We start from the raw sequence: 11,335 nt of genomic DNA on the forward strand, positions 1-11,335 counted from the left end.
GGGCGGGTGCCCCTGTAGGAACGAGGACGAACGCCGTCCCCTCGAGCAGAGCAACCTACATAAACGAAGACCGCTCCGTCCGTATCACTTAGATACAGACGGAGCGTTCCATTTAAGAGACCAGCTACTCAGTAATGCCGAGGTTGCTCATCAGGAATGCGTAATCCCACGCAATCTCACGCCAACGCGTATACCGGCCGGAACCACCACCGTGGCCGCCCGACATATCAATCTTCAGCAGCGGTACCGGCGACGACGGGTCAATCTGCTCACGCAGCGCCGCGATCCACTTTGCGGGCTCCACGTAGAGCACGCGGGTGTCGTGCAGGCTCGTTACTGCAGCAATCGCCGGGTAGCGGACCGGGCGGATGTTCTCGTACGGGGTGTACGACTTCATGTAGGCGTACACTTCCGGGTCCTCAATCGGGTTGCCCCACTCTTCCCACTCCATTGCCGACAGCGGCAGCTCGGGGTCGAGGATGGTGGTCAGCGCATCCACGAACGGTACGGCTGCCAGACAGGCGGCATACTTTTCGGGGGCGAGATTCAGCACGGCGCCCATGAGCAGACCGCCGGCGCTACCGCCGTAGCAACCGATACGAGCCTCATCAGCCCACGGCTTAGCCGCAATGTAGCTGGTGACGTCCACGAAGTCGGTGAAGGTGTTCTTCTTCGAGAGCTTCTTGCCGTTCTGGTACCAGGAGCGGCCCATCTCGCCGCCGCCGCGAATATGCGCGATGACGTAGATGACGCCGCGGTCCAGGATCGACAGTATCGGGATGGAGAACATCGGGTCCATGGACGACTCGTACGAGCCGTAACCGTACTGGATGACCGGGTGCGGCTTGCTCATGTCCAGGTCTGCGCGGTGAATCACCGAGATCGGGATGAGCGTGCCGTCCGCCGCAGGTGCCCAGTCGCGGTAGGCGCGGTAGTTCTCCCGGTTGTAGCCGCCGAGCACGGGGGTTTCACGGCGCAGCAGCAGGGTCTGCGACATGGGGAAGTAGTCGTAGACGCGGCGCGGAGTCAGGTACGAGGTGTAGGCGATGCGCAGCACGGGGGAGTAGTTCTCCGCACGCAGCACGGAGGCGGTGTACAGTTCCTCGTCGAAACCGGCAGGTTCCATGAAGGTCACGCCGGCGGGGCGGCGGCGGCGCCACTGGACGGGCAGCTGCTCACGCGGTGCGAGGAAGATGCGGGTGGTGGTGTCCGCGCGGGCGGTAACGACCAAGTGCGTTGCGGTGAAGGTGAAGCCTTCCAAGCGCACGTGTTCGCTGTGGCGGATGACGGGTACCCAACGCTGCGCGTACTCTTCGAGGCTTTCACCTTCGCGCGGCATATCGGCGAGGACCAGCTCGGAGTTCAACGCATTGTAGTCGTGCTGAATCAGCAGGTGCTGCTCGCCGGCAATGTTGAGCGGCTCAGCGTAGTATTCGATGCCCGCGCTCTTGGGGATGAGCAGGGTCGGCTCGCCCTTGGGTTCGCGGGTGGGGATGAGGCGCACCTCCGTGTACTCGGAGTTCGAGCTGGTAATGACCACGGAGGAACGGTCGGAGCTCATGGCGGCGCCGAGCCATATGGTGTTGTCCGGTTCCTCGTAGATCAGGTGGTCTTCGGTGCCCTGTCCGACGTCGTGCACGTAGACACGCCAGGGGCGCCACGACTCGTCGGGCACGAGGTAGATGAGCTGTTCGGCGTGGTTGATGAAGAAGGAACCCGCCGCAATGTTGGCGATGGTGTCTTCGAGGAAGGCGCCGGTTTCCATGTTGAGGAAGCGCTGCTCGTAGCGTTCGTCGCCCTTCTCGTCCACGGAGATGCTCAGCAGCTTGCCGTTACGTGCGGGCTGGAAGCTACCGAGGGAGAAGAACTCCATGTCCTTGGCGTATTCGTTGCAGTCGAGGATGACGACTTCACCCTCGAGTACTTCGCCGGGGGTGACGGTGGGCGGGGTGTAGCGCACCACCTCGTCGCCTTCGTGCAGGGCGGGGTAGCGGTAGAAGACGGGGTACTGGCCGCCGGGCACCATGCGGCTGTAGTACCACCAGTCACCGATACGGTTCGGGACGGTCAGATCCGACAGCAGGGTGCGGTCCTTGATTTCGTTGAAGATGGATTCGCGGAGGGGCTGCTGGTCTGCGGTGACAGCTTCGGTGTATTCGGCTTCTGCCTTGAGGTAGTTGAGGACCTCTTCGCTTTCCTTGTCGCGGAGCCATTCGTAGTGGTCGATGAAGACGTCGCCGTGGTGTTCGCGGCGGTGCTTGACCTTCTTCGGTACGGGCGGGGTGAGGTTCTGTTCAGCCATGCTGCCACCTCTTTCATTGAGTTATGGGTTTGTGAATGGTGTGTGCCGTCTGCGCCCGCGTTCCTGTGCCGCCGGGTGGCGGTGAGGGTGGGCGGGGGATTGTGAGCACGCCTAGTTCTAGTGTATCGAAGAGTGAGGCAGGCTACTATATTGCGGCCTGAGCAGGATTGACCGGCTCACCTTGTGGAAGTCCCGTCAGAGCCTTATGCATCAGAGGGTGAGTATTTAAAAGGCTCGTTCTTTTTCAGGGTTCACCGTTTACAACAGCGAGGCGCGGGTGCCGGCACGGATGCGGCGGGCGGCAAGGAAGGTCAGCCCCAACCCCACCGCGGCGTAGAGTACCGCCAGCACCGCGTCCGTCGCCAGGAGCGCGAAAAGTTCCGATGCGGCGCCGCCCGCGATACCGCCAGAGGTATCTAGAGCCTGCACCAGCCGGGAGCCGGGAACCCACGAACATAGCCACGTAAGCCACGCGGGGTAGGTGCTCACCGGAACGATCACACCCGCGCTGACCGGCAGAATAATCGACAGAAAATTGGATCCCGTGTACGGATCCGACAGGTACAGGCCCAGCCCGGCGGCAAAAATGCCCAGGCAGACCCCTCCCAAAACCGCAACCGGCATCAGCGCAATGGCTCCAAGCAGAAGCCCAGACCCCACCCCGGTGGAGGGCGCAGTGAGGGATAGTAGCCACACGATGCCCACATTGCTCAGCCCCGTCACGGAGGCTAGCAGCGCGGGTACCGCCGCCGCGCCCAGCCAGTAGCCCGCATCCACCGGGCGAGCCGTACACACGTACTCGAAGACGCCAATCCACCGGTCTGTGGCAACGCGCGCAACAATACCGGCTGCCACGGAGCTGAGGGTTGCAACCAGAGCAGACGCGCAACCGATGCGTACCGTATCGTTCGCGGCAAGATCAGCACCCAGAAGCACCGTGAAAAGCACATTGAGGCCCGGCACGAGCACCAGGGTCGTGATAGCCGTTCCGAGGGTTGCGAAGGTAATAGACGACGACCAGCCAATAGAGGCGGTCGACAGAGCCCGACGCGCCACGCCGGGCAGGGAATCAGTAGAGAGAACACGCACGCTACATCGCCCCCAGGGTGCCGCGACGGCGCGCGGAGGCGAGAGCCTTCCGGGCAAAGAGGAACGCGCACGCCGCCCAGGCGAGGCTCACGGCGAGCGTCTGCGCAACGGGCAAGAGTGCATCCGCCGGGGTAGTGATGGCGGTACGCCCAAGTAGGAGGTGAACCGGCGCCTGCAGGGGAATGAGCGTGCCTACAGCATCTAGCCAGGCGGGCGCTTCAATGGTCGTAAAGAGAACCCCGGAAAGAATAAAAACCGGCACGAGCAATAGCTCCTCGTAGGCGATAGCGTTCGGCGTCGCCACGAAGAACACCGCAATCATGAACGTGACCGACAGGCATGCAAGCCACAGCAGGGGAACGCCCAGAACGTAGCGCGGCCAGAGCGCGGAAAAGTCTGTGACCTGCGGGTTGAGCGTCACAAGAGCCCAGATGAGCCACGACAGGGGCAAAGCCGCCAAACCCACAATGGAGGCGCTTGAAACGATAGCCGCCAGCACCCGCACCGGAGAAATCGACCCCGAACACAGGTACACAAGGGTCCCACGGAAACGCTCAAAATTGATGATGCCCGCAGACACGATGCAGACAGACCACATGCCCACAATGCCGGCGCGAGTCCATGCTAGGGTCGGGTCAACGGAGTGACCCGCGGAGCTCCGCGCCGCCGCATGCACCGCAAGAGCCTGAATAATAACCGAGCCGAGTACCGTGCTAATGAGCAGCTGAATGAAGTAGGGGACCGTCAGGAACTGGCGCAGGCTAAAGCCCATGAGCCGTAGCTGCCGGGCGCACTCCTGCCACAGGTCGTACCGTCGACCCTGCCGCTGGAACTCTTCCGAGCGTTGCGTCTGAGCGTTCATCGTTTGAGCCCCTCCGCCATCGCCAGGTATGCCTCTTCCAGGGTTGCCGGGCGCGTGTACGGTTCGGTTCGCGCCCCAATGCGTGCGGCGGCAATCCCCTCCGTGAGGATACGGTGCGCCTCGCCCGCCTGGAACGTGGTGCGCTCGCCATGCCAGTAGAGGGTGAGTTCCCAGCCGGATCCGCGCGGGGCAAACAGCACCGCCGCCTTATCGCCGAGGAACCCGCGGAGCGTATCAATGCCCTCGGTGGCGGTGGCTTCAACCTGAACCACAGTCGTGGCGGCAATGCCGGCGTGCGCGGCAATATCCTCGAGGTTGCCGCTCACAGCAACGGAACCGGCACCCAAAACGGTGATGGTGTGCGCCAGGTCCTCGATTTCGCCCAGCAGGTGGCTTGTGAGCAGAATGGCGGTACCTTCATTTGCCAGAGATCTGATGAGGGCACGCACGGTCAGGGCGATATCGGGGTCGAGCCCGTTGGTCGGCTCATCCAGCAGGAGCAGGGTGGGGGAGCCGAGCAGGGCGCGGGCAATATGTAGGCGCTGTTTCATGCCGCGGGAAAACTCCTGGACAGGCCGCGTTGCCGCATCGGTGAGTTTCACGCGGGCTAGGGCATGCTCCACCTCGTGCCGTCGGGTCCGCCCGGAAACCCCCGCAACATCGGCGAAGAACAGCAGATTATCGCGGGCACTGGCGCGCGGGTAGAAGCCGTTCTCCCCGCCCAACGCGAGGCCCACGTGACGGCGCGCCCGCTGTGGATGGGCGATAGCGTCAATACCGTTCACGGTAAGGTTACCGCCGGTGGGTGTGAGCAGGGTCGAGCACATCTGCACGGTGGTGGTTTTACCCGCACCGTTGGGGCCGAGGAGGGCGTGAATTTCCCCGGAACTAACGCGAAGTGACACACGGTCGACTGCGGTAAAGGTATTTTCACCTTTGCCAAAGACGCGGCTGAGCTGCGCCGCATCAAGAACAAGAGACATGGTAGGTAACCTTCGGGTATGACCCTCTGGCCCCTATACCGGAGGGATGCTGAGCAGGATAAACGGCGTAGCGAGCCGTAGCGAGTTGTACCCTGCGTGAGTGTATGTGTCATTTCAGTGTACCAAAAAACCGTAGATAAAAGTGATGGGGGTTACTATGTGGATGGTGGGTGCCCGCCTCCGCATCTCGATTGCCTCGCCCTCGGATTGCCCCGGCACCGTCGCTCACGTTTTGTTGCAGGCGGTTTTTGGTGACAGACGTTAAAAAACGTCATCTTTGCAATGAAATGTCTTAAAGTACCGCGCACCCACAAAACCCTTGACCCCACCCAACGCCCTATGACACCCTGAATACAGGTCAAGAGCGCCAGCGATAAGCCCCAGCTAGCTGGCCGGCAACCCTCCTCCGCGGTGGGGTGCCCTGGGTGAAGACCAGGTGGCACGCAAAAGCGTGACGCAAGCGCGGGACCGATGTGACCGATAACGGTACATCAATCGTGACAGGATTATTCGACGACGATTCCTGTACCGTCGGCATGCGGCCCCCTAAGAATCCCCATTAGGAGCCACGCATGAGCAACAACACTACCGTCCCGACTCCCGCCAACCCCGCCGGTTGGAAGTTCGAAACCCGCCAGATTCACGCAGGTCAGGCGCCGGATGCCGCAACGGGAGCTCGGGCACTACCCATCTACCAGACCACCTCTTATGTCTTTGACAGCGCCGAGCAGGCAGCGAACCGTTTCGCCCTCTCCGAACTGGGCCCCATTTACACTCGCCTCAACAACCCCACCCATGAAGTAATCGAAAACCGTATCGCTTCCCTGGAAGGCGGCGTCGGCGCGCTGCTGCTGGCATCCGGTCAGGCAGCTATCACCTACGCAATCCTGAACATCGCCGGTGCAGGCGACCATGTGGTTGCATCGCCCTCCGTGTACGGCGGCACCTACAATCTGCTCAAGTACACCCTCGCCGACCTCGGTATCGAAACCACCTTCGTTGAGAACCCGGACGACCTGGATGCATGGCGCGCCGCAGTCCGCCCCAACACCAAGCTCTTCTACGGCGAGTCTGTGCCCAACCCCCGCAACGACGTGCTCGACATTGAGCCCATTGCCAAGATTGCGCACGAAAACGGTGTACCCCTGATCGTGGACAACACCGTACCCACCCCGTACCTGCTGCGTCCCATCGAGCACGGCGCAGACGTAGTCGTCCACTCTGCCACCAAGTACCTGGGCGGCCACGGCACCTCCATCGGCGGCGTGATCGTTGACTCCGGTAACTTCGACTACGGTGCAGACCCCGAGAAGTTCCCCAAGTTCAACCAGCCCGCCCCCGGCTACCACGGCCTGGTCTACGCACGCGATCTGGGTAAGGACTCCGCCTTCGGTGCGAACCTCTCTTACATCCTGAAGGCGCGCGTCTCCCTGCTGCGCGACACCGGCGCCGCCATCTCCCCGACCAACGCCTTCAACATCGGCATCGGCCTGGAGACCCTCTCCCTGCGCATCGAACGCCACGTCGAGAACGCCACCAAGGTCGCCCACTGGCTCGAAGCAAACCCGCAGGTCGAGAAGGTTATCTGGGCTGGCGTGGAATCCTCCCCCTGGTACGAGCGTGCACAGAAGTACCTGCCCAAGGGCCCCGGCGCGGTTCTCGGCTTCACCCTCAAGGACGCAACCCTGGAGCAGGCCCGCGACTTCGTGGACGCCCTCAAGCTGCACTCCAACGTGGCGAACATCGGTGACGTGCGCTCGCTCGTGATTCACCCCGCCTCTACCACCCACTCCCAGCTTTCCGCTGAGGAGCTGGAGAAGATTGGCGTGTACCCGAACTTCATCCGCCTGGCAGTCGGTATCGAGAACATCGACGACATTCTCGCCGACCTGCAGCTGGGCTTCGACACCCTCTCCTAAACGGTGACGCACCCGCAGGTGGACCGGCAAGCTACGGCTTTTCGGTCCACCTGCGGATTCCCCGTTACGGAGCATTTCATCAGCGCGCGGCACCGCCGCCTCGCTGCCTCAACCCGCAGACTCAACCGCAGATTCAACCCGCAGACGAGTACCCCGCTCACACCCGGCACCACCTCGCCGGCCAACCCAGTGAAGGGAACCCCCATGACCGCCCAGAGCACTAGCCAGTCCGGCACCACCCAGCCCGGCACTATCAACCAGCCTGTTACCGCGCCCATCCCCGTGGCAGGCACCCAGCGCGAACACCCCGAAGCGCAAGGCTACCTGCGTCAGCTGAACATCGGCGACCTGGAGCTCGAATCCGGCGTAACCCTGCCGCAGGTCACCATCGGCTACGAAACCTGGGGCACCCTCAACGAGGCTGGCGATAACGCCATCCTGATCCTGCACGCGCTCACCGGTGACACGCATGTCTCCCGCGGCGTGCCCACCCCCGACATGCCCGCCCCGCTGATTCGCGCCATCGAATCGGACGGCTGGTGGGAAGGCATCGTGGGCCCCGGATCGGTCGTGGACACCAACCGCTACTTCGTGATTGCCCCCAATATTTTGGGCGGCTGCTACGGCTCGACCGGCCCGGCAAGCATCATCCCGGAAGGCTACCCGGGCGCCGGTGAGCACTGGGGTTCCCGCTTCCCGCAGGTGAGCATCCGCGACTCGGTGCGTGCTGAGGCGCGCCTGGCTCGTGCCCTGGGTGTGAACAGCTTCCGCTACGTGATTGGTGGTTCCCTCGGTGGTGCTCGCGCCCTGGAGTGGGCGGCAACTAACCCCGAGCTGGTGCGCGGATGCGCGGTCATCGCCTCCGGTCCTTCGGCTACGGCGGAGCAGATTTCGTGGGCGCACACCCAGAACATTGCGATTCGTTCGGACGCGAACTTCGCCGGGGGCGACTACTATGCCGGACCCGCGCCGGTCACCGGTCTTGCCCTGGCACGCCGTATCGCGCACACCACCTACCGTAGCCCCGCAGAGCTGGAGCACCGCTTCGGCCGCGAAGAGAACCGCGGCGAAAGCACCGTGGGCGGTTCGCTGGGTGAGCCGCGTGGCCGCTACGCCATCGAAAGCTACCTGGACCACCACGGCGCCAAGCTGGTTGAGCGTTTTGATGCGAACAGCTACCTGGCTGTGAATGAGGCGCTGATTTCGCACGACGTGGCGCGTGGCCGCGGCACTCTGGCGCAGGCGCTGGCGCACACCGATTGCGAGTGGACGATTGCGGCGGTGAACACGGACCGTCTGTTCTTCCCGCACGAGTCGCACCGCCTGGCGGAGGCGCTTCCCACCCCCTTGCCCGTGGACATTATCGAATCGAACCACGGCCATGACGGTTTCTTGATTGAGGCGAAGCAGGTGGAGAAGATTCTGGCGCGCGCCCTCGGCGTTGAAGATGAATCCGCCGCCCCGAGTGAGGCGCAGCTTGAGCGTGAGGCACTGGATTCGATGACTCGCCTGTACGGCGCTGTTACTCGCTAACTCGACCGGCGCCCGAAGGCGTTTTACGCATCCTGCTGAATGTTGTTTTATCCGAACAGCGGGTGTGGGATTGTGAGGGAATGACTGGATATTCTCAACTATCCTTCCGCCCGCCGAAAATTAACCTTCACCCTAAAGGTTAGATAAGGAGGCGCCGGGTGCTCATATAATGTGAGCACCCGGCGTTTCTTTGCTCCTTCTCGAAGAGTGTTGTGCCAAGTCAGGGAATATTTTCCGGTTTTCTGGGTGCTTTTTGGCGCCTCCGCGAGATACCACGGAAGTAGCCTCCTGTTGCACTGGAGGGTAAAGGTTCTCGGTTTGCTTTAGACCAGCTCTAACCCCATAGCATTAACGCTGTGGTAAGTATTCAAGAGGTAGCGGAGCAGTTGGGGGTGAGCACCCACGCCCTGCGCTATTACGAGAAAGAGGGGCTCATTGCTGTGCCCCGTGATGCTCACGGAACCCGTATTTTTGATGAGGAGTCTATCTCCGCTGCACGGTTTATTGCTACCTGCCGTCAGGCCGGAATGAGTCTTGCCGACATTCGCACGATTTTGAGCAATCCGGACGACCACGCCCTATCTATTGATGTGATGGAGCGTGCCCGTCAGAAGATTGAGGATGAGATTGTGGGGTTGCAGCAGAACCTTGAGCACCTGGATCGCCGTATTCAGGAGCACCGCCGTCACCTCGACGGCACCCGCTAGGTAACTAGTCTTCTGCAGACGCGTATAAACGCCCGGTATTCCCAACGTTGGGAAAACCGGGCGTTTTTCTGTGCTCAGCTTTCACACTCAGCTACTCACTCCTAGTTACTGGGTATTTTTAGCCCAAAGGTTTAACTCCAGGTAGCTTCCTCGGGGTCGACACCGTGTGCACGAGCATTCTCGTAGATGACATCCCGCAACCACTCCGCGAGCCCGATCGCAAGCTTCTCGTAGTGAGCCTTGAAACGGGCATCCTCAACGTAGCCGCGGGCTAGAATAGCGTGCTTAGCGGGGGTGACCTCAAAGAAGAACAAGGAGGCACGGTGCCGCTCGGCGAGTGCGTTCGCCTCCTCACTGCCCGGCTTCACGCCGCGGTTGAACGCCTCGACGAGGGCCTGCTCTACCTCGTTGACCTGCTGTTTGCCGTTCTGCCAGTCGGCACGGTCCATTGAGGCAGTGCGGCGCTGGTATTCAGCCCAGTCGTCAGTTTTTCCGTAACGCTCCTGCGCTTCCTGCTGGTGGGCGAGGCTGAACCCCTCACCCATAATCTCTGCTTTTTCGACGGCACTGAGCTGTTTATTTTTAGGTGCCATGGTGTCCTCCAAAAGATGTTCGATGGTTTCAAGCATGCGCCCGTACGCGGCGATTTTGCGTTGAAGCATATCCCGCTGAGCGAGCAGATGCTCGGTGCTGTTCGCCCGATCCTGCAGTATGTTGCGAATGGCGTCAAGGCTCATGCCGATGGCGCGGTATCCCATAATGACGGTGATTCGTTCAAGATCTGTATCGGTGTAGTACCGGTACCCGTTGAACTCATCATGCGCCGGGTTGAGTAAGCCCCGCTGCTCCCAGTGGTGAAGCGTGCGGACTGTAAGCCCGTGTAGTGATGCCGCTTCTCCTACGGTGTATTCGTGTTGCCCGTCAGGTGGTGTTATGTTCGCGTCCATGGTTTCACTCTAAAACCTCACGTTAGGTGAGAGTCAAGCTAGCGGCGGAACCTGCGGTGCAGGTTTGTGGGGGAGTCCTCGCTAAGATGGGTGCATGAGCGAAAACAAATACGTCGTCGAATACACCCGCCCCGAGAACGAACGTGCAGGCACCCACCTGGTGCTCATGCTACACGGCTACGGCTCCCAGGAACACGATCTGCTGTCTCTGGCGGCGCACCTTCCGCAGGAGGGCTTCACCTACGCCTCCATGCGTGCACCGCAGCCGGTCGGCACCCAGTTCTCCGCGGACTCGACCGGCGCCTACATTGCCGCAGACGCTATCGGCTACCAGTGGTACCCGCTGAACCAGCAGCTCGAATCTGACCAGCGCGCCATCGAGCAGGCGAGTGACTACGTGCTGGAGTGGGTGCGCGAGAACCGCGAACCGTACGCTTCGGTGACCCTGCTGGGCTTCTCGCAGGGTATGGGCATCGCAACTTCGATGGTGCGTCACGCCCCCGGTGAGTTCGCCGCCGTAGTGGGACTGTCCGGCTACGCGGTAGATTCTGACTCGCCGTACTTCAAGGACGAGGAGCTGAAGAAGACCGAACTGCCGGTGTTCTTTGGTCGTGACCAGGAAGACCCCGTCATCCCGCAGGAGATGGTGAACTACACCTACGACTGGATTCGCAAGTACACCGACGGCATTAAGGTGCTGTACGCCGGTGCGGGTCACGGCGTGAGCGCCATGGAGATTCGCCATGTGGGCGAGTTCCTGGAGGTGAAGGTGCAGGGTCAGGAGCCGCGTATTCGTGCGCAGAAGGTTGCGGAGGCGACCGGCACCGCGGAAGGCTCTGACGCCTAAATCGACTAAACGTAAAGCCCTCGGGTCGTGACGACTCGGGGGCTTTGCGTTTGTTTTTGCTTCACGTGGGATGCGCGGTTCCGCTTGGAAAGGTGGTTATCGTCCTCGTTCCTACAGGGAACCCGCCCTCGCTTCGCTTCGGGCAC

The 11,335-nt window shown here is 61.7% G+C and carries 9 protein-coding genes, 1 pseudogene and 1 riboswitch; of the genes and pseudogenes, 4 read left to right on the top strand and 6 right to left on the bottom strand.

From position 1 onward, the window contains the following. Positions 1-124: 124 nt before the first annotated feature. From HMPREF2779_RS00365 to HMPREF2779_RS00380, 4 genes are all read right to left on the bottom strand, one after another. Positions 125-2,302: a S9 family peptidase gene (locus tag HMPREF2779_RS00365; protein WP_105360535.1), complete on the bottom strand. Its 2,178-nt coding sequence runs from the start codon at positions 2,300-2,302 to the stop codon at positions 125-127. Between the two features lie 258 nt (positions 2,303-2,560). Beyond that, on the bottom strand, positions 2,561-3,391 hold the full coding sequence (locus HMPREF2779_RS00370; protein ID WP_105360536.1) for an ABC transporter: 831 nt from the start codon (positions 3,389-3,391) through the stop codon (positions 2,561-2,563). Position 3,392: 1 nt separating this feature from the next. Next, positions 3,393-4,253, bottom strand: a complete 861-nt coding sequence (locus HMPREF2779_RS00375; protein WP_105360537.1) for an ABC transporter permease — start codon at positions 4,251-4,253, stop codon at positions 3,393-3,395. After that, positions 4,250-5,236, bottom strand: coding sequence for an ABC transporter ATP-binding protein (locus HMPREF2779_RS00380; RefSeq protein ID WP_105360538.1), 987 nt, complete (start codon positions 5,234-5,236; stop codon positions 4,250-4,252). The genes HMPREF2779_RS00375 and HMPREF2779_RS00380 overlap by 4 nt, the downstream gene beginning before the upstream one ends. Before the next feature lie 356 nt (positions 5,237-5,592). Beyond that, a riboswitch (SAM riboswitch) is annotated at positions 5,593-5,705 on the top strand. Positions 5,706-5,808: 103 nt separating this feature from the next. On the opposite strand from HMPREF2779_RS00380, the gene HMPREF2779_RS00385 reads away from it, so the two are divergent. The 3 genes from HMPREF2779_RS00385 to HMPREF2779_RS00395 all read left to right on the top strand — a co-directional run bounded on the left by HMPREF2779_RS00385 (position 5,809) and on the right by HMPREF2779_RS00395 (position 9,395). Continuing rightward, entirely contained in the window at positions 5,809-7,155 is a 1,347-nt protein-coding gene (locus tag HMPREF2779_RS00385; protein WP_105360539.1) for a bifunctional o-acetylhomoserine/o-acetylserine sulfhydrylase, read from the top strand. Between the two features lie 204 nt (positions 7,156-7,359). Continuing rightward, positions 7,360-8,688 carry a homoserine O-acetyltransferase MetX gene (locus HMPREF2779_RS00390; RefSeq protein ID WP_199774541.1) on the top strand — a complete coding sequence of 443 codons (1,329 nt, stop codon included), beginning with the start codon at positions 7,360-7,362 and terminating at the stop codon, positions 8,686-8,688. A 356-nt stretch (positions 8,689-9,044) separates the two neighbouring features. Further along, entirely contained in the window at positions 9,045-9,395 is a 351-nt protein-coding gene (locus HMPREF2779_RS00395; protein ID WP_044146078.1) for a MerR family transcriptional regulator, read from the top strand. 131 nt (positions 9,396-9,526) lie between these two features. On the opposite strand, the gene HMPREF2779_RS09040 is transcribed toward HMPREF2779_RS00395, so the two are convergent. Further along, positions 9,527-9,988, bottom strand: coding sequence for a TipAS antibiotic-recognition domain-containing protein (locus tag HMPREF2779_RS09040; protein WP_233992160.1), 462 nt, complete (start codon positions 9,986-9,988; stop codon positions 9,527-9,529). A gap of 72 nt (positions 9,989-10,060) precedes the next feature. Next, positions 10,061-10,342 (bottom strand): annotated as a pseudogene (locus tag HMPREF2779_RS09045) (MerR family transcriptional regulator); the annotation flags it as partial. 94 nt (positions 10,343-10,436) lie between these two features. Between HMPREF2779_RS09045 and HMPREF2779_RS00405 the strand changes: the two are divergent. Then, on the top strand, positions 10,437-11,189 hold the full coding sequence (locus HMPREF2779_RS00405) for an alpha/beta hydrolase (RefSeq protein WP_105360541.1): 753 nt from the start codon (positions 10,437-10,439) through the stop codon (positions 11,187-11,189). Positions 11,190-11,335 lie beyond the last annotated feature (146 nt).

The organism is Rothia sp. HMSC069C03 (assembly GCF_001811075.1).
GTDB classification, from domain to species: Bacteria; Actinomycetota; Actinomycetes; order Actinomycetales; family Micrococcaceae; genus Rothia; species Rothia mucilaginosa.